General features: G+C 70.8%; 17 protein-coding genes and 1 pseudogene. 9 read left to right on the top strand and 9 right to left on the bottom strand.

Annotated elements, in window-relative coordinates; all coding sequences use genetic code 11:
• Position 1: 1 nt before the first annotated feature.
• The 3 genes from ABZU69_RS11650 to ABZU69_RS11640 are packed head-to-tail and all read right to left on the bottom strand — an operon-like array spanning position 2 to position 3,790.
• Positions 2-1,477, bottom strand: coding sequence for an oligosaccharide flippase family protein (locus tag ABZU69_RS11650; protein ID WP_354964307.1), 1,476 nt, complete (start codon positions 1,475-1,477; stop codon positions 2-4).
• Entirely contained in the window at positions 1,474-2,841 is a 1,368-nt protein-coding gene (locus ABZU69_RS11645) for an O-antigen ligase family protein (protein ID WP_354964306.1), read from the bottom strand. Before ABZU69_RS11645 ends, ABZU69_RS11650 begins: the two co-directional genes overlap by 4 nt.
• A complete protein-coding gene (locus tag ABZU69_RS11640) occupies positions 2,816-3,790 on the bottom strand; it encodes a hypothetical protein (protein WP_354964305.1) in 975 nt (324 codons plus the stop codon). The genes ABZU69_RS11645 and ABZU69_RS11640 overlap by 26 nt, the downstream gene beginning before the upstream one ends.
• A gap of 241 nt (positions 3,791-4,031) precedes the next feature.
• Here ABZU69_RS11640 and ABZU69_RS11635 point away from each other — a divergent pair, with 241 nt between their 5' ends.
• The 4 genes from ABZU69_RS11635 (at position 4,032) to ABZU69_RS11620 (ending at position 7,715) form a co-directional block, all read left to right on the top strand.
• The gene (locus tag ABZU69_RS11635; RefSeq protein ID WP_354964304.1) at positions 4,032-4,664 is read left to right on the top strand and encodes a hypothetical protein; all 633 of its coding nucleotides are present in this window, start codon (positions 4,032-4,034) and stop codon (positions 4,662-4,664) included.
• A gap of 183 nt (positions 4,665-4,847) precedes the next feature.
• Complete coding sequence (locus tag ABZU69_RS11630) at positions 4,848-6,179, top strand: glycosyltransferase family 4 protein (RefSeq protein WP_354964303.1); 1,332 nt, start codon at positions 4,848-4,850, stop codon at positions 6,177-6,179.
• Entirely contained in the window at positions 6,176-7,042 is an 867-nt protein-coding gene (locus tag ABZU69_RS11625; RefSeq protein WP_354964302.1) for a glycosyltransferase, read from the top strand. The genes ABZU69_RS11630 and ABZU69_RS11625 overlap by 4 nt, the downstream gene beginning before the upstream one ends.
• Positions 7,023-7,715, top strand: a complete 693-nt coding sequence (locus ABZU69_RS11620) for a polysaccharide deacetylase family protein (RefSeq protein ID WP_354964301.1) — start codon at positions 7,023-7,025, stop codon at positions 7,713-7,715. Before ABZU69_RS11625 ends, ABZU69_RS11620 begins: the two co-directional genes overlap by 20 nt.
• Positions 7,716-7,721: 6 nt before the next feature.
• Here ABZU69_RS11620 and ABZU69_RS11615 read toward each other — a convergent pair whose 3' ends face one another.
• The 4 genes from ABZU69_RS11615 to ABZU69_RS11600 form a co-directional block, all read right to left on the bottom strand.
• Positions 7,722-8,654 (bottom strand): glycosyltransferase family 2 protein, encoded by a 933-nt coding sequence (locus tag ABZU69_RS11615; RefSeq protein ID WP_354964300.1) that lies wholly within the window; start codon positions 8,652-8,654, stop codon positions 7,722-7,724.
• A gap of 30 nt (positions 8,655-8,684) precedes the next feature.
• Positions 8,685-9,761: a GNAT family N-acetyltransferase gene (locus tag ABZU69_RS11610; RefSeq protein WP_354964299.1), complete on the bottom strand. Its 1,077-nt coding sequence runs from the start codon at positions 9,759-9,761 to the stop codon at positions 8,685-8,687.
• A 170-nt stretch (positions 9,762-9,931) separates the two neighbouring features.
• Positions 9,932-11,284, bottom strand: a complete 1,353-nt coding sequence (locus ABZU69_RS11605; RefSeq protein WP_354964298.1) for a UDP-glucose/GDP-mannose dehydrogenase family protein — start codon at positions 11,282-11,284, stop codon at positions 9,932-9,934.
• 73 nt (positions 11,285-11,357) lie between these two features.
• A complete protein-coding gene (locus ABZU69_RS11600; RefSeq protein WP_354964297.1) occupies positions 11,358-12,752 on the bottom strand; it encodes a sugar transferase in 1,395 nt (464 codons plus the stop codon).
• A gap of 481 nt (positions 12,753-13,233) precedes the next feature.
• On the opposite strand from ABZU69_RS11600, the gene rfbA reads away from it, so the two are divergent.
• The 4 genes from rfbA to rfbD are packed head-to-tail and all read left to right on the top strand — an operon-like array spanning position 13,234 to position 16,626.
• Entirely contained in the window at positions 13,234-14,121 is an 888-nt protein-coding gene (rfbA, locus tag ABZU69_RS11595; RefSeq protein ID WP_354964296.1) for a glucose-1-phosphate thymidylyltransferase RfbA, read from the top strand.
• Positions 14,118-14,750: a dTDP-4-dehydrorhamnose 3,5-epimerase gene (gene rfbC / locus ABZU69_RS11590; RefSeq protein WP_354964295.1), complete on the top strand. Its 633-nt coding sequence runs from the start codon at positions 14,118-14,120 to the stop codon at positions 14,748-14,750. Before rfbA ends, rfbC begins: the two co-directional genes overlap by 4 nt.
• Positions 14,747-15,760 carry a dTDP-glucose 4,6-dehydratase gene (gene rfbB, locus ABZU69_RS11585; protein WP_354964294.1) on the top strand — a complete coding sequence of 338 codons (1,014 nt, stop codon included), beginning with the start codon at positions 14,747-14,749 and terminating at the stop codon, positions 15,758-15,760. The genes rfbC and rfbB overlap by 4 nt, the downstream gene beginning before the upstream one ends.
• On the top strand, positions 15,757-16,626 hold the full coding sequence (gene rfbD, locus ABZU69_RS11580) for a dTDP-4-dehydrorhamnose reductase (protein ID WP_354964293.1): 870 nt from the start codon (positions 15,757-15,759) through the stop codon (positions 16,624-16,626). The genes rfbB and rfbD overlap by 4 nt, the downstream gene beginning before the upstream one ends.
• Here rfbD and ABZU69_RS11575 read toward each other — a convergent pair.
• Positions 16,623-17,015, bottom strand: a complete 393-nt coding sequence (locus tag ABZU69_RS11575; RefSeq protein ID WP_354964292.1) for a GNAT family N-acetyltransferase — start codon at positions 17,013-17,015, stop codon at positions 16,623-16,625. The genes rfbD and ABZU69_RS11575 overlap by 4 nt on opposite strands.
• Between ABZU69_RS11575 and ABZU69_RS11570 the strand changes: the two are divergent.
• A pseudogene (locus ABZU69_RS11570) lies at positions 17,015-17,197 on the top strand (universal stress protein); the annotation flags it as partial. The gene ABZU69_RS11575 and the pseudogene ABZU69_RS11570 overlap by 1 nt on opposite strands.
• 43 nt (positions 17,198-17,240) lie before the next feature.
• On the opposite strand, the gene ABZU69_RS11565 reads toward ABZU69_RS11570, so the two are convergent.
• Positions 17,241-17,558, bottom strand: a complete 318-nt coding sequence (locus ABZU69_RS11565; protein WP_354964291.1) for an NAD(P)H-dependent oxidoreductase — start codon at positions 17,556-17,558, stop codon at positions 17,241-17,243.
• Between the last annotated feature and the right edge of the window lie 8 nt (positions 17,559-17,566).

The following is a 17,566-nucleotide window of genomic DNA, read 5'->3' as shown; positions in this document are numbered from 1 at the left end:
CTCAGCTCCGTGTGACCGTCGCCAACGGCTTTTCACCGTGAGGCTCCGCCTCGCGGCCGGGTTGCGACCGGTCCGCCCGGCCGCTGCGCAGCAGCGGCCGGACGAAGGGCAGATAGACCGCCACTGCGGCCAGCCCGATGATTGCCAGCGGGAGGAAGCCGCCGCCGAGGACGAGGTGCATCCCCCAGGCCAGGGCGCCCACCGCCACCCCGCCGAGCGCCGGCCGGACGCAGGCGCGCAGCATCAGCGCGGGCCGGATGCCCAACCGGGACAGCACCACGACGAAAACCGGCGTGACGAGCAGACCGGCCACCACCACCTGCCCGGCGGCCACGCCCGCGATGCCGAGCCGGTGGGCGAACAACAGGAGCACCGGAGTCAGGCTGAACAGCCACCAGGCCTGCATCAGCATCAGGGTCTTGCGCACCCGGGTGGCCAGGCAGTCGTACGCCAGGTCGACGGCGACCCGGATCAGGCCCAGCCCCACCAGGAACTGCAGCGCCACCGCCGCCCCGGCCCACTGGTCGCCGTACACCAGGCGGACGACCGGGTCGGCGAGCACCCCCAGCAGCACGCAGCAGGGCACGGCGGCGGCCAGCACCATGGCCAGCGCCCGCTGGAAGCCGGCGGCGAACGCCTCCGGCGAATCCGCGAGGCGGGAGAAACCGGCGTACGACACCCGGCGGACGGTGTCCGACACGATCCGGACCGGCCAGCTCGACATGTTGAAGGCCATCGCGTACAGGCCGAGCGCGGCCGGACCGAGCACCGAGCCGACGACGACGGAGTCGACGTTGACGATGCCGAGGGTGAGCAGACTCGCCGACGCCAGGGGAAGCCCGAACCGCAGCAACCGGACGGCCTGCGTCCGGTCCCAGCCGAATCGCAGCATGTCGGGGGCACAGAGCGCGAACCCGACCAGCGCCACCATGTTGCCCGCGAGCGAGCCCCACGCGAAGGCTATCGCCCCCATCCCGGCGGCGGCCAGGGCGATCGTGACGGCGGTGTTCACGAGGAAGTTGGCGACGTCGACAACGGTGCGCCGGAACTGCTGGAACTCCCGGTTCAGCTTGCCGATCGGCACACAGGCGATGCCGTCGATGACCACGGTGAGGCAGAGCAGCCGCAGCATCGCCGTCGCCTCTGGCGACCCCAGCAGGCGCGCCACCGTCGGCGCCGTGACGAAGAGCACGAGATAGAAGGCGCTGCTGGAGATAGTCGACAACGTCAGGACGGTCGGCGCGAACCGCTTGATGTCGCCGTTCCAGCGCACGAGGGCCAGGCTGACGCCCATCTCGTTCAGGGAGAGCAGCATCGCCAGGACCAGCGACCCGACGGCGTACAGCCCCCACTCGTACGGCCCGAAGAACAGCCGCGCCAGCACGACGCCGGTCGCGAACGTGCCCCCTCGACGTACGATGGTGTTGATCATGCTCCATCGGGTCGCCGCGGCGACCTTCTGGTTCAGGTCCGTCACAGAGCCGGGTCTCCCCTCTTGAACTCCTCGGAGCGGGCGATGCCGAGGTACGCGCCCGAAAGACCGAGAAACAGGAACGACGTCCCGGCCACCATCGGGAAGCTAAGCGTGTCGAAGGTAAAGGTCACCACCAGCATCACGAATCCGACAGCTACGAAGGCCTGGCCGGTCTCCCGGCGGGCCGGATCGGTGAACCGCCGCCGGCCGGCGCCGCCGCAGTGCAGCGTGGTGACGTAGACGAGAACGATGCTCACCACGCCGACGACGCCCATCTCCAACAGGGCAAGCAAATACTGGTTGTCGGTGTAGCGGTACATCAGCGGCAGGAAGGTGCCGAAACCCCGGCCCGTCCAGAGTCGCTCGACGATGTAGGCGTTGACGCCCGCGCTCGTCGCGGTGCGGGACTGGGTGCTGTTGTCGCCGCCGTTCAACATCGCGGTGAAGAGGCCCATGATCGTCACGAAGAGGCCCGGCAGCGCCAGCCTCGCCACGGCCAGCGACGGCAGCACGGTGGCGAACGTCCACCCGATCCGCCGCGCGTTCCAGGTCGGCAGGAGCACGAGCAGCACCACGCCCAGACCCACCACGGAGGTCCGGGAGACGGTGGTGATGGCGCCCATCGCGATCAGCACGACCGGCAACCAGCGGCGCATCGCCTTGCGCTCACCCCCGTGGAATGCCTGCTGGAGGGCGAACGGCAGCGCCAGGGCCATGACGGCGGCGAGTTCGAGGGTGTTCGCGGCGGTCGCGGTGGGCCGGACGAAGGCACCCCTGGTGACCAGTTCCTGGGCGCCGCTCGACATCCCCGGGATCTGGATCCAGGCGGTCAGGCTCGTCCCCAGCACGAACTCGCCCAGGGCGACGACCGCGATGACGGTGCAGCACCGCACGAAGACCCGCAACAGCCGGTCGAGGTGGTCGTAGTTCCGGATCGACGTGGCGAGGAGCACGATGGACGTCCACACCAGGAGCTGGATCAGCCCCCGATCGGCGGCGCTCACCTCCAGCGGCTCCGCGTCCCGTCGGGCGGCGGCGACGTAGCTGAGCAGCACGGCCACCGCGACGCCGAAGAGAGCGAGCCGGGGCGCCCGGGTGAACGGCGCCGGCCGAGCCCGCCGCATCAGCCAACTGGCCAGAAACCACACCAGGCCGACGAGGACGAACAGGCTCGCCACCGTCCCGGTTGCCCCGATGCCAGGGAAGACCAACCGGGACGGCACGAGCATCAGGAAAACGACGTAGAGGGTCAGCAGCGAATGGGGTCCGAGGCTGGCGAGGCGCTGCTGGGAGAGGTAGACCCGGCTGGCTCGCCGCGGCGCCGGGACCGCGGCGGAAAAACTAGGTTCCGTTAAGCCGGTCGACATTCTGGCCTCTGTGGTGGGACCTCTCCGAGGACCGGTACGTGGTGGACGGCGGCCCCGACGGCGAGGCTTTCCACGCCCCGCTCTCCGGCCGCGGAGCCGGCCCCGTCCCGGGCCGCCTGAGGATCACCGTCTCGTCGGCTCCGCCGCGATTGCCGCGACCCTCGACGCCGTTCGTGGCCACCGCGGGCTTTCCCTGGGCGGCACGGTCGTCCCGCTCGGGGTTCGGCGGCCGCTGCGGGGGCCGGGCCGGGGCCGGTCGGCCGGGCACGTTGGCGGAGCCGCCGGCAGCGACCGGGGCGGGCGCGGCGGCGGCGGCCAGCTCCTGGCGTCGCTGGCGGGACCGCGCCAGGCTCTCCACCACGAACGTCAGCAGCAGGGCGAGCGCGGCGGTGCCGCCACCGGCCGCGATCACCAACTTGAGCTTGTCCTTGAGCTGCGGTTCGGGCTTCTGTGGCGGGATGATCTCGGTCATCCGGATCATGTCCCGCTCCTTGACGTCGTTCTCCGACTGGATCTTCGCCAGCTTGGCCTCGGCGTACCGCGCGATCGTCGCGGTCGAGGCGAGCAGGTGGGCCTGGTCCGTGCCGGTGATGGTGAAGGTCAGGAAGGGTCCCTGCGCGCCCTCGGCCAGCCCGACCTCGAAGTCCTCGGTCACCCCCATCTTGAGCAGCTCCGCCTGGGCATCGGTGGATTGGAGGCTGCGACCGAGGAAGTCGGCGGTGGCGACCAGGGAACCGTTGAAGTTGAGGAACGGGTTGTCGTTGTGCTCGCCCGGCGTGGCTGCATCGGTCGCGACCGGCGAGCTGAGCAGGCTGACGGTGGTGGTCGACTGGTACGAGGTCGGCACCAGCACGAAGGCGGCAATGCCGAGCCCGACCGCCAGGACCATCATCGGCAGGAGGATGTACCAGCGGGCGCGAGCCACCGAGAGGATCTCGCCTAGGTCCACGACGCCCCTCCAACTTCTCTAGGACGTCAGTCGTCGGTAATTGAAAGAGCATTCCTCGACACCGGGGACGGTTCCGCGCCGAAGGTCGAAGTCAAGCTATACAGACCGGAGGCACGACGGCTACCGCCGATCCGGTCGAGTTGCTTGCTGCATTCGTCCATGCCCCGTGGCATCCTCCACGCCTGAGTCGTCACACAGCATAAGCGGCGAGCGGACCAGAAAGGACCCGAAGGGCGTGTATATGTCTGATGTCTTGGCGACGCTGCGTCGGCGGTGGTATCTCGTCGCCACCGGCCTGGTGGTCACCGCGCTGGCCGGCCTGGGCGCGCCCCAGGTCACGCCGCGTTACCTCGCCTCGGAGGTCGTCGTGATGCAGCCGCCGGTCTCGCCCTACGCGCCCAACCCGATGACCGGGCTCTACCCGTCGATTTCGATCACCGGAGCGGCGGTGGCGCAGCGGCTGAGCACGCCCGACGCGAAGGCGCGCCTGCGGACGGCGGGAGTGACCGGTCCGTACGCTTTCCAGCCCCGCAACACCGGCACCAACCAGGAGCCCCGGTACGTGATCGGCTCGATGACCATGACGACGATCGCATCCGACGAGGAGAGTGGGCTGCGCGCGCTCGCCGTGCTCAGGGACGCCTTCGAGCAGGAGCTCAAGAGCTTGCAGGACCGGTGGAAGGTGGCTCGGCAACTGCGCATCACCACCGCCGTCCTCGTCCCGCCGAGCGCGACGTTGCAGCCCCACTCGCCGTCACGGGCCCTGGTCGGCGCCGGGCTGCTCGGCGTCATCGCGACCCTGGCGGTGACCCTCTGGACCGACGAATTTCTCCGCCGCCGCGGCACGCGCCGATCGGTGAACGTGACCCGGTGACCGATCGTCCGCATCAGAGTTGCCGACGTTGCCGCAGGTCAGGGCCAGGAAACGGGCACATTCGGTGAGTCCTCTGTAAACATCCCGACACGCCGGGCGACCCAACGGTTGATTGTTTACTCAATCAGCGGCGGGGAGCGTACGCAGGGAATCAGCTCGAACGTGAACCGAGGTGACCCGGACGTGATCAATTCCCGGCCCCACATCACCATCCTCGTGGCCAACCTTCCCGCCGAACGCGATCGCCGAGTCATCAGGGAATGCCTGAGCCTCGAGGCATATGGCTTCGACGTCACCGTCATCGCGCCACGTGGCGACAAAAGCCTGCGCACTTTGCCGGGCAGTCGGAGCACTCGGCTACGCCCCTATCCAACCTTTGTCTACGGCCACGGGGTACTTTCGTACGGCGTCGAATTCGCCTGGTCGTTCCTCTGGATCGCCGTCCGCCTGCTGGCCGAGGTGCTCGGTGGACGGGCGCACGCGGTGCAGGTGTGCAACCCGCCCGATGTCTACTGGCCGCTGGCGCTGCTGCTGCGGGCCCTGGGCCGCCCTTGGGTCTTCGACCACCACGACCTATGCCCCGAGGTCTACGCGTCCCGCGTCGGCACCCCGAACAAGTGGGCCTTCCGGGTTCTCCGGGCCTTCGAGTGGCTGACCCTGCATACGGCCACCGAGGTCGTGGCCACCAACGAGTCGTTCAGGGACAACGCCGTACGGCGTGGCGTCTCGCCGGCACGGGTGACGGTGGTCCGCAACGGTCCGACCCGGGGGGAGGTCGCCGAGCCGGGCGAAACCACCGACCCGGCGGATGGCCGCCAGGCCGACCAGAAGGTGGTCTATCTCGGTGTCTTCGGACCACAGGACAACGTGGAGGGAGCCGTGCTGGCCGCCGAGCAGTTGATCCGTCGCCGCGGGCGTACCGGCTGGCGCATGGTGCTCGCCGGCGACGGCGAGAGCATGCCGGCGCTGGCCAGGCTCGCCACGGACCGGGGCCTGACGGACGTCGTGGAGTTCACCGGTTGGCTCGACGGTGTGGCCGTCGACGAACTGCTGCGCACCGCGACGGTCGCGATCCAGCCCGACCTGCCGACCCGGATGAACGAACTGTCCACCATGGCCAAGACCGTCGAGTACCTCGGCCGTGGTGTGCCGGTCGTGGCGGTGGACCTCCTCGAGACCCGTCGCAGCGTGGGTGAGGCCGGCGCCTACGTCCCCACCGGTGCACCGGAGGAGTTCGCCGAGGCCATCGACGAGCTGCTGGACGATCCGGCTCGCCGGGCGCAGATGCGGGCCGTCGGGCTGGCCCGCTTCCGGGAGACCCTCGCCTGGGAGCACCAGGCCGACGCCTACGTCGCGGTGTGGCGCCGGCTCCTCGCCAAGCGACTCACCGACGGCGTTGCCACGCCCGCCTCCCCCGCCGGCGCGGTGGCCGGACCGGCCACGCGGGCGGGCGACGCGGCGCCGGCCGAGCACCACCCGTCGGCGGCGACCGAGGACCGGGTAACCACGCGGTGACCAGCATCGTCATCGCCGCCCACAACGAGCGCGCCGTCATCGGCCGCTGCCTCGATGCCCTGCTGGCCGAGGCCGCGCCCGGCGAGTTCGAGGTCACCGTCGTCGCCAACGGCTGCACCGATGAGACCGCCGCCATCGCCGCCGCGCGACCGGGGGTACGGGTCGTCGAACTCGCCGAGGCCGGCAAGCCGGCCGCCCTGAACGCGGGGGACGAGGCCACGCGCGGATTCCCGCGCATCTATCTCGACGCCGACATCGTGCTCTCCACACAGGGGGTACGGGCCGTCGCCGCGGCGCTTGACGGACCGCACCTGGCCGCGACGGTCCGCCGGGAGCTCGACCTAACCGGCCGGCCGATACTGGTGCGCGCCTACTTCAGCGTCCACCGCCGTTTGCCGGTCTTCCGGGACGGTCTCTTCGGGCGCGGCGTGATCGGACTGTCCGAGGCCGGTCGGCATCGCTTTGACCGGTTCCCGGCGCTCGTGGCCGACGACCTCTTCCTCGACTCCTTGTTCGGGGCAGCCGAGAAACGGCAGGTCGACACGGTGAGCTCACGGGTGGCGACCCCGCGGCGCACCGGGGACCTGGTGCGCCGGCTAAGCCGGGTCCGCAGAGGCAACTCGGCCATGCGTGCCGCCGCCGGCCAGGGCCAGGTCGGGGCGCGCGTCCACCCCGCGGCCCGCCTCTCCTGGCTCCGTGACGTGGTCCTCCCCCGGCCCTGGCTCGCCCCGGCGGCGCTCTGCTATGTGGCGATCACGGTCCTCGCCGCGCTATCCGCCCGGAGCCACGCTGAAGGCGCGGCCGGTTGGGGGCGCGACGACTCGTCCCGACAGGAAGAGGCGCATGCCCCAGTCCGACGGTAGGCACGTGCCGACCGGCACCACGGTCAACATCTGCTTCCACGGCATCGGCGAGCCGCGCCGGGACCTCGAGCCCGGCGAGGAGCGCTACTGGATCCGGCCGGACCAGTTCCACGCCATCCTGGACGACCTGCTCAGCTGGCCGTCGGCGCGGATCAGCTTCGACGACGGCAACCTCTCCGACGTGCGGATCGGTCTGCCCGGGCTCACCGCCCGCGGCCTGTCGGCCGAGTTCTTCGTCCTGGCGGGGCGGCTCGGGACGGCCGGCAGCCTGGACGCAGACGACGTACGGGAACTGCAGGGTCACGGCATGACGATCGGCACGCACGGATTGCACCACCGCTCGTGGCGCGGAATGGACGAGCAGACCACGTACGACGAGCTCGTGACGGCCCGGTACCGTCTCGTCGAGGTGGTCGAGCAGGACATCACGACGGCCGCCTGCCCGCTCGGGCAGTACGACCGGCGGGCGCTCGGCGAGCTCCGGCGGCTGGGCTACACCGCAGTCTTCACCAGTGATCGCCGGCCGGCCAGGCGAGCGGCATGGCTCCAGCCGAGATTCAGCGTCCGCCGCGACGACACGCCCGCCACTCTGCGGGCTGCCGTCGGGGCCAGCCGAGGCTGGCCCCGACGGATCCGGGGCGAGCTGGTGAGCGTGGCCAAGCGCTGGCGGTAGCCGGCGTCACCCGGCGGAGTGCACGGTCGCCGGCCCCGGCACCTCCCGGATCTTCGCGGGCCTGAGCAGGTCCCGCGCTGCTGCCCGGCTGGTCTGCCGACCGAGCAGGGCGCGGCTGGCCTCACGAGCCAGGAGCACGAACCAGTAGACCGCGGTAGACGCCAGGCCGTGCCGACGGCGGTAGAGGCGTACCCGATTGAGCGTGAGCAGCGCCCACAGCTTCGGCGAGTGCCGGGAGTCACCCTCCAGGTGCACGGCGCGGGCACCGGGTACGAAGCGCGTGACGAGACCCGCGTCCCGGGCCCGCAGGGCGAAGTGGGTCTCCTCCGAGTAGAGGAAGAAGGACTCGTCCCACGGGCCACACCGCTGCCAACACTCTCGACTGATCAGCAGCGTGGAACCCTCGGCCCAGTCGGTGACCGTCTCCCGGGCGTACCGGCGATCGTCGGTCACCACCTCGCCGATCACGGCATAGCGGCCGGCTCTCCGAGCCCCGAGAATGGCGTCCCCGAGGGCCCGCAGGATGGTGGGTTCGCGGCGCAGCGTCGTGATGAGCGCGCCGACACCATCCACGATATGCGGCACCGCTATGCCGGTGCCGTTCGTGCCGAGGGCGGCCAGCAGGGTCTCGACGCAGCCTGGCCGGAGCCGGACGTCGGGGTTGAGCACGAGCACCGCCGCGTGCGGCGGCGCCGCGGCCACGGCCGCGTTGATACCGGCGGCGTAGCCCGCGTTGCGTCCCATCTCGACCACGGTCGCTTCGGGCGCCAGGCGACGCAGGGCCGCCACGGTGCCGTCGGCGGAGGCGTTGTCGGCGACCGTGAGGTGCCAGGACAACCCGCCCAGCCCCGGGCCCAGTGCCGCGAGGAGATCAGGCAGCAGCCGCTCGCTGTTGTAGGTCACCACAACGACGGCAACCCTCACCTCGGTAACGCTCATCAGGTGCTCCCATCCATGAAATGCCGGGTGTCACCGCTCGTGCAGCCTGGCGCGGAGACCGCGCAGGATTCGGCCCGTCCCGCCGCTGCGGAGTCGAGCCCCGACGGCGCCGGTGCGCACCGAGCGCGCCAGCGCGAATTGTGCCCGCCGGGCGCCGGCCACCGCCCACGACCGGCCGACGCGTCCCTCGGCCACCGGCACCTCGTCATTTGACAGCCGGCTCTTGTAGAGCGCCTCGGACTTGCCGAGGTCGATGTGCTCGATCCCATCGGCCGCACCGGCCTCGGCCATGCGGAGGCAGAGCAGGATGCCGGCGGAGTGCCGCGCCAGGTCGACGTCGTACGCGGGGAACCAGTAGGCGAGCACCGACCGGCTCCGCAGCCCGAGGTGGGCGGCGACGGGCTGGTCTCCGGCGTAGAGCGTGGAGACGACGGCCCGGCAGCCGGCCGCGGAGGACTGGGACAACTCCGTGAGCACCGCCTGGATCCACGGCGTCCGGAACCGGTCGTACTGCTGCGTCCGGCGGTACTGGTCCGACTTCCAGCGCCGCAGCGCGAGCATCACGCCCTCGCTGCGGTCCTCCCACTCGAACCGCTCCTCGCCGAGCTCGCGCACCATGCGGCGCTGCTTGCGCAGCGCCTGCCGAATCAGGTTCCCGTCGGTCATCCGGTCGTCGACGTAGCTCTGGTAGCCCTTCGACAGGTCGATGATGGGAGACCCGGCCACCCGAGCCTGGTACGGCGCGAAGGGTGCCTGATCGGCCAGCAGATGGTCGAACTCCCACACGGCCAGCCCGCACGCCTTCAACAGCCGGACCGGGTCCCAGTCCAGGCCGGGACGGTGCACCAGGCCTTGACAGTCGGAGATGCCGGAGCCGATCGGCACTCCGATGACCCGATGCCTCACCTCATACGGGAAGAAGCCGACGCTCTTCGGGCCGTCCTGCAGCACCGCCACCCGGGCAGTGGGGCGGCTACGACCGACCGCGAGGGCGAATTCCGGGGCGAGGAAGGGATTCTGCAGCCTCGGCTGGGACTCCTGCATCTGCCGCCACTCGGTGACCTCGGCCGGGCCGAGGTCACTCGGACGGACAACGGAGATCTGCATCGGTCGCCTTTCCCGGGACAACGCTGTTTTCGCCGCGGTTCATCGTGCCCGCTCCCGACGCAAAGGTGAACCGGGGCCGGTGTCGGTTAGCCGTCTGCGCATGTGGACCTGTGGTGGCCCGTCGGCACCGTTCGGACGGCCGGGCCCAGCCGTCGGTACGCTCCGGCGCTTCACGGGCGGCCAAGGGCCCGGTACTCCCAACCCGCCGCTTGCCATCGGGCCGGGTCCAGGGCGTGCCGGCCGTCGGCGATACGCGGCCTCGCCACCACCGTACGCAGCGCCGCCGGGTCGATTTCCCGGAACTGCGACCACTCGGTCAGCAGCACCACCACGTCCGCGCCGGTCGCCACATCGAAGGCGCTGTCACCGTATTCGAGCGCCGGATACGCCCGGCGCGCGTTGGCCATGGCCACCGGGTCGAAGACCCGCACCCGTGCCCCCGCCCGGTGCAGGGCGCTCGCGACGTCGAGCGCGGGCGCGTCCCGGATGTCGTCAGAGTTCGGCTTGAACGCCGCGCCCAGGGCCGCCACCCGGACCCCGCGCAGGTCCCCGCCGGCAAGATCGCGTACCAGGTCCACCATGCGTTCCCGGCTGCGCTGGTTGATCCCGTCCACCTCGCCCAGGAAGGCCACCGCCCGCCCCACGCCCAACTCCTCGGCCCGGTGCATGAACGCGCGGATGTCCTTGGGCAGGCACCCGCCACCGAAGCCCAGCCCCGGACGCAGGAACCGGCTGCCAATCCGCTCGTCGAGTCCCAGGGCCGTGGCCAGGTCGTGGACGTCCGCGCCGCTGGCCTCGCACACCTCTGCCATGGCGTTGATGTACGAGATCTTGGTGGCCAAGAAGCCGTTCGCCGCGACCTTGACCAGCTCCGCGGTCTGCGGATCCGTCACCAGCACCGGGCAGCCCTGGTCGACCATCGGAGCGAACACCTCGCGCAGGCGTCGCTCGGCCCACCGGGAGGAAACGCCGAACACCAACCGGTCGGGACGCATCGTGTCGTCGACGGCGAAGCCCTCACGGAGGAACTCGGGGTTCCAGGCCAGCTCCACGGCATCGCCGGCCGGCGAGACGGCGTGCATCAGGTCGGTGAGCCGGGCAGCGGTGCCGACCGGAACCGTGGACTTGCCGACGACCAGCGCACGTCGGTGCAGGCCACGGGCCAACGTGATCAGCGCCGCCTCGACATGCCGCAGGTCAGCCGCGTACGAACCGGCCCCCTGCGGGGTCCCTACGCAGAGGAAATGGACGTCGCCGAAGTCGGCCGCCTCGGCCAGGGACGTGGTGAAGCGCAACCGCCCCGAATCCAGCGCCTTCGCCAGCAACTCGGGCAGCCCGGGTTCGAAGAAGGGCACCTCGCCCGCGGCCAGCCGCTCGATCTTGTTCGCGTCGACGTCGACGCCGAGCACCTGGTAGCCGAGCGCGGCCATGCACACCGCGTGGGTGGCCCCCAGGTAGCCGGTGCCGATGACGGTGAGCTTGGGGGCAGTGCAACCCACCGGTTCGATGCACCCGGTGTCCATGGTTTCCTCCAGACGGATCAGGACGCGACCGACAGCGCGTGCGCCAGTCGTGCGATGACGGGGTGCGGCGCGGTCAGTAGGCTCCGGAGCTCCGGACGACGGCGCTCAGCGTGCGGACCAGGATCACCAGGTCCATGGTCAGCGACCAGTTCTCCACGTACGACAGGTCGAGTCGGATGGACTCCTCCCAGGACAGGTCCGACCGGCCGGAAACCTGCCACAGCCCGGTCAGGCCGGGCTTGACGACCAGACGCCGGCGCATGTCCGACGGATAGTTGGCCACCTCACCCGGCAGCGGCGGCCGCGGTCCGACCAGCGACATGTCGCCCCTGAGCACGTTGACGAGCTGCGGGACCTCGTCCAGCGAGAGCCGGCGCAGCCAGCGCCCGACCCGGGTCACCCGGGGGTCCTGGCGCATCTTGAACAGCTCCCCGTCGGTCTCGTTGCGGTCGAGCAGTTCCGCCAGGCGTTCCTCGGCGTTCACGTACATGGTCCGGAACTTGTAGATGCGGAACGGTCGGCCGTTCTTGCCCACCCGCACCTGACGGAAGATGGCGGGCCCGCCGGCACCCGGGCTCATCCGGACCAGCACGGCGATCGCGAGCAGCACCGGGGCGGCGACGATCAGCAGCAGGAACGCCGACACCCGGTCGAAGACCGCCTTGACGACCCGCCGGCCGCCCTTCAACCGAGGGTGCTCGACGTGCAGCATCGGCAGGCCGTCGACGGGTCGGACGGTGGTGCGGTCGCCGGCCACGTCCACGAGGTTGCTGGCGACGATCAGGTCGACCTCGTCGCGTTCGAGTTGCCATCCCAACCGGCGCAGGGCGGATCCCGCCATCTCGGGACAGGAGAGCACGACGATCGTGTCCGCGCCCGCGCCCGTGACGGCCGCCGGAACGTCCGCGAAGGTGCCGAGGATCGGCGGCAGCCCGCTGGCGCGTGGCTCCGCGGTTGCCACCGGCAGATGCGGGAGACAGGCGCCGACCACGCCGAGCCCGTGGTAGCACTCGCGGCGCAGCCTCCTGGTCATCTCCGCGACGGCGGTTTCGTGCCCGACCAGGATCACCCGGTGCAGCCGCTCACCGCGGGCCCACGACCGGTGAAGCTGCTGGCGGACCAGGTAGCGCATCGCGACGCCGGCGACGGTGACCAGTGGCATTGCGATGATCACGTAGCCTCTGGCGAGTCGGAAGTCGAACGCGAGGGAGACGACCGCCAACATGGCGGTAACGGCGAGACCGGTTTGGAAGACCCGGACGTACTCATCATTTCCTACGAATAGATGGCGCGATTCATACGCTCGGTTGAGGGTGAGCGCCAGCACCCAGGCGAACGGCAGCGCAAGGGTGAGCCAGAGATGACCACGGTTGTACGGCTCCGCCGTCGCCGGCCCGAATCTAAGGCTCAGCGCCACCCCGGCCGACCCGGCACTGGCCGCGAGGTCGACGAGGCAGAGTGTGGCCACGTAACGGGACTGCCATCCAGTCCGCAGTGGATTGACCGAATGGCCTATCGGCGCCCACTCACCCTGCCGCCTAGTCGTGTCGTCAATGACCTGCGCGATTTCTACCAATGCACACCGCCCCACGTACACGGGCCGACCAGCCACACCCCTGCGGCTCGTCGTCCGGCTCGAGTTGGTGGTACCCGCGAAGACTATGCGTCCGGGATCCCCTTCCCAGAGGCGTAGGCGGGACCGACTGAGGTGAGCATGCTGACCACGGACTCAATGCGCCAGCATCGTGTTCGGCATTTCTGAGCCAAAGTCGAATTGCCGACTACGCACGCGCTGACTGGCGGCCGACCGCATACCGAACCGGCGTTTCACAATGGCCGTCCAGTTGCCCTGGTCAACCGAACGAGGCGGCGGTGACACTTTCGGACGTTGTCAGAATCGTTCGGTTTCCGGTCCCCAGGTGACCCTTCGCGGCCGGTAGCCTCGCGCCATGCGCGGAATACTTCTCGCCGGCGGCACCGGAACGCGGCTGTGGCCGATCACCCGTGCAGTGTCCAAGCAACTCATGCCAATCTTCGACAAGCCGATGATCTACTACCCCCTGTCCACATTGATCATGGCGGGCGTACGCGAGATCTTGATGATCACCACACCCGAGGATCAGGACCAGTTCCGTCGCGTGTTCGGTGACGGGGCCCAACTGGGGCTGCGGCTGGAGTACGCCGTACAGCCACGCCCGCAGGGAATCGCGCAGGCCTTCCTCGTCGGCGCCGACTTCATCGGCGCCGAATCCGTGGCCCTGGTGCTCGGCGACAACATCTTCCACGGCGTCGGGCTCGGCCGGCAGCTCGCCGGTCACGGAGACCTCGTCGGCGGTCGGATCTTCGCCTACCAGGTGGCTGACCCCGGGGCGTACGGAGTGGTCGACTTCGACGCCGACGGCAGAGTGCTCTCGATCGAGGAGAAGCCGGCGGGGCCGAAGTCCCGCTACGCCGTGCCCGGGCTGTACTTCTACGACAACCGGGTGGTCGACTTCGCCCGCAAGCTCACGCCCAGCGCCCGTGGCGAGCTGGAGATCACAGCGCTGAACGAGATCTACCGAGAGCTGGGCGAGCTGTCCGTGACAGTGCTGGACCGGGGCACCGCCTGGCTGGACACCGGCACCTTCACGTCAATGATGCAGGCCGCCGAGTTCGTCCGGGTCATCGAGGAGCGCCAGGGCATGAAGATCGGGTGCGTCGAGGAGGTCGTCTGGCGGGCAGGCCTGATCGACGACGACCAGCTGCGGACGCTGGCCGAGCCACTGTCCAGGAGTGGATACGGCGACTACCTGCTCGGCCTGCTGGACCAGCACCACCGCCGGGAGGTACGCCGATGAAGATCCGGCCGTTGAGCATCGACGGGGCCTGGGAGATCAGCCCGCAGCAGCACGGCGATCCGCGCGGGTTGTTCCTGGAGTGGTACCGCTCCGACCGGCTCGCCGCCGTGGTCGGCCATCCGCTGCGGCTCGCCCAGGCCAACCTCTCGATCTCCGCGCACGGCGTCGTCCGTGGCATCCACTTCGCCGACGTGCCCCCCGGCCAGGCCAAGTACGTGACGTGCGTCCGGGGGGCGGTCATCGACGTGGTGGTGGACGTCCGAATGGGCTCGCCGACGTTCGGGCGGTGGGAGGCGGTCCGTCTCGACGACGACGACCGTCGCGCGGTCTACCTAAGCGAGGGCCTGGGACACGGCTTCTGCGCGCTGACCGACGATGCCACCCTCAGCTACCTCTGCTCCACCAGGTACAACCCAGCCGCCGAGCACGCCGTGCACCCGCTCGACCCGGAGCTGGCGATCAGCTGGCCGACCGAGGCGCCGCTGCTGTCGGCGCGGGATGCCACGGCGCCGACCCTGGCCGAAGCGCGGGCAGCGGGCCAGCTCCCGGACTACCCGACCTGCCGGTCCCAGCTGGCCGGCCGGACCTCCGGTACGACGCCCGCCTCGACGGAAGGAAGTCACCCGTGAGAATCCTGGTCACCGGCGGAGTCGGATTCATCGGGTCGGAGTACGTGCGCATGCTGTTGGCCGCGCCGGGCAGCACCGGCCCGAGGGACCCGCAGGTCGAGCCGACCGCCGTCACGGTGCTGGACAAGCTGACCTACTCCGGAAACCCGCAGAACCTGGCGCCGGTGCGGGATGACCGACGGCTGCGGCTCGTGCCGGGTGACATCTGTGACAGTGCCCTCGTCGACGAGGTCGTCGCCGACCATGACGTGATCGTCCACTTCGCCGCCGAGTCCCACGTGGACCGTTCCATCGAGGGCGCCGCGCCGTTCGTCGTCACCAACGTGCTCGGCACCCAGACCCTGCTCGACGCCGCACTGCGGCACGGCACGCAGCGGTTCGTGCACGTCTCCACCGACGAGGTGTACGGCTCCATTGACGAGGGCTCCTGGACAGAGACCTGGCCGCTGTCGCCGAACTCCCCGTACTCGGCTTCCAAGGCCGGCTCCGACCTGCTCGCCCTGTCCTACCACCGCACCCACGGCATGGACGTGGTGGTCACCCGCTGCTCCAACAACTACGGGCCGTACCAGTTCCCCGAGAAGATCATCCCGCTGTTCGTCACCAACCTGCTCGACGGCGGCACGGTGCCGCTCTACGGCGACGGCGGGAACATCCGCGACTGGCTGCACGTGCACGACCACTGCCGAGGCATCGCGCTGGTCCAGCACAAGGGCCGTGCGGGTGAGGTGTACAACATCGGCGGCGGCACCGAGCTGACCAACAAGGAACTCACCGGCCGGCTGCTGCAGGCGTGCGGCGCCGGCTGGGACCGGGTCGTACCGGTCGTCGATCGCAAGGGCCACGACCGCCGCTACTCGCTGGACATCACCAAGATCAGCGAAGAGCTAGGGTACGCCCCCAGCATCGACCTCGAGCGCGGTCTGGCGCAGACCGTGCGCTGGTACCGGGACAACCGGGCCTGGTGGGCGCCGCTTAAGGCGGCCAACAGGCCGGCCGTCGCCGCGTGAGTCGCCTGCTGGTCACCGGCGCCGGCGGCATGCTGGGGCGGGATCTGCTGGCCGCGCTGCGGCCGCGGGACGACCTGTCGGTCACCGCCACCACCCGCGCCGACCTCGACATCGGCGACCCGGACGCGGTGCGGGACGCCGTCGCCGGGCACGACCTCGTGATCAACACCGCGGCGTGGACCGACGTCGACGGGGCCGAAGCCCGGGAGCAGGCCGCCACCGCCGTCAACGGCGACGCGGTCGCCAACCTGGCCAGCGCCTGCGCCGCGACCGGGGCGCGGATGATCCACATCTCCACCGACTACGTCTTCCGAGGCGACGCCACCGAGCCGTACCCGGAGGACGCCCCGACCTGTCCGGTCAACGCGTACGGGCGCAGCAAACTCGTCGGAGAGCTCGCCGTGACCCGGTTGCTCCCCGACGCCGGCTACGTCGTGCGCACCGCCTGGCTCTACGGCGCGCACGGGCCCAACTTCGTCGCGACCATGCTGCGGCTCGCCGGGGAACGCGAGCGGCTCGACGTGGTGAACGACCAGCGGGGGCAACCCACCTGGTCATACCGGCTGGCGGAGCAGCTCGTCGCGCTGACCGGCGCGGCGCTGGCCGGCCACGCCGCCCCCGGCGTCTACCACGGCACCGCCTCGGGCGAGACGACCTGGTACGGCCTGGCACGCGCCGTGTTCGACCTGCGCGGCCTCGACCCGGACCGCATCCGGCCGACAACCAGCGACGGTTACCGGCGGTCCGCGCCCCGTCCGGCGTACAGCGTCCTGGGCCACGACCGCTGGCGTGCGGCGAACCTGCGGCCGCTGGCGGACTGGCGCTCGGCCCTGGCTGAGGCATTGGCCACCGGTCGGACCCGTTAGGCGGGCAGCTCCAGCAAATACTCCTCGACCTCGGCGCCGCGGCCGTTGGCGTACCCGTGGTCCTCGCCAACCACCACGAAGCCGCACTTGCCGAGCACGGCGAGGGATGCGGCGTTGTCCTTGGCGGCGCGGGCGTGCACCGGCCGCTGCGGCAGCTCGCGCAGCAGCGCGGCCAGGGCCGCGGTGGCGTGGCCCCGCCCCCAGCGGGCCGGGTCGATCCAGTAGGTGACCTCGGTGCGCTCGCCGTCCGGGAAGGCGCTCACGTGGCCGACCACCGCGCCGTCGACCTCTGCGGTGCGGACCAGGATCTCCGGGTCGGTGAGCACCCGCGCCCAGTGCCGGGCGAACTCCCGGTGGTCGGCCGGGTCCGCCGGGCCGAACGCGGCCACGTCCGGTCCGGGCGCCAGCGCCGGAGCAGGCGCTCATCGAGGCGAGCGGCCAGGCCGGGCTGCTGGTGGTCGGCTCGCGGGGGCGGGGCGGCTTCGCCGGTCTGCTGCTCGGCTCGGTGAGCCAGGCGGTGGTGCAGCACGCCAACTGCCCGGTGCTGGTCGTCCACCGCCACGAGAGGTGACCGCAGCCCGCCGGGGTGGACGCCCCGGCGGGTGCGGCGGTGGTCAGGACTCGGTGCGGTTGAGCAGCTGCTCGAAGCTGGTGGTGAGGGCGAACGGATCGGCGGGGCCGGCCGCCGGCGGGCGTTGCCGGACCTGCTCGGCCAGCTCGCGACCGGCGCGGTCGATGCGGGCCCGCAGCGCGCCGTCCGCGCTGCCGGCGGACCAGTCCTCCGGGGCGGCGAAGACCGCGGTGGGCATCACCACGGCGTGCAGGTAGCTGAACATGGGCCGCACGGCGTGCTCCAGGGAGAGCGAGTGCCGGGCGGTGCCACCGGTGGCGCCGATCAGCACCGGCCGGCCGATCCTGCCCCGGGCGGTCATGAGCGCAG

It is taken from the genome of Micromonospora sp. NPDC005206, assembly GCF_040608175.1.
Taxonomy (GTDB): Bacteria; Actinomycetota; Actinomycetes; order Mycobacteriales; family Micromonosporaceae; genus Micromonospora.
Note: the sequence above shows the minus strand (reverse complement) of the source record. Positions and strands in the feature narration are given on the sequence as shown.

Bases quoted from the DNA above. Each gene is read 5' to 3' on its own strand.
- ABZU69_RS11645 (WP_354964306.1), bottom strand. From the start codon at position 2,841: ATGTCGACCGGCTTAACGGAACCTAGTTTTTCCGCCGCGGTCCCGGCG.
- ABZU69_RS11605 (WP_354964298.1), bottom strand. From the start codon at position 11,284: ATGGACACCGGGTGCATCGAACCGGTGGGTTGCACTGCCCCCAAGCTC.
- ABZU69_RS11620 (WP_354964301.1), top strand. From the start codon at position 7,023: ATGCCCCAGTCCGACGGTAGGCACGTGCCGACCGGCACCACGGTCAAC.
- ABZU69_RS11610 (WP_354964299.1), bottom strand. From the start codon at position 9,761: ATGCAGATCTCCGTTGTCCGTCCGAGTGACCTCGGCCCGGCCGAGGTC.
- rfbA (WP_354964296.1), top strand. From the start codon at position 13,234: ATGCGCGGAATACTTCTCGCCGGCGGCACCGGAACGCGGCTGTGGCCG.
- ABZU69_RS11565 (WP_354964291.1), bottom strand. From the start codon at position 17,558: ATGACCGCCCGGGGCAGGATCGGCCGGCCGGTGCTGATCGGCGCCACC.
- rfbC (WP_354964295.1), top strand. From the start codon at position 14,118: ATGAAGATCCGGCCGTTGAGCATCGACGGGGCCTGGGAGATCAGCCCG.
- ABZU69_RS11635 (WP_354964304.1), top strand. From the start codon at position 4,032: ATGTCTGATGTCTTGGCGACGCTGCGTCGGCGGTGGTATCTCGTCGCC.
- ABZU69_RS11615 (WP_354964300.1), bottom strand. From the start codon at position 8,654: ATGAGCGTTACCGAGGTGAGGGTTGCCGTCGTTGTGGTGACCTACAAC.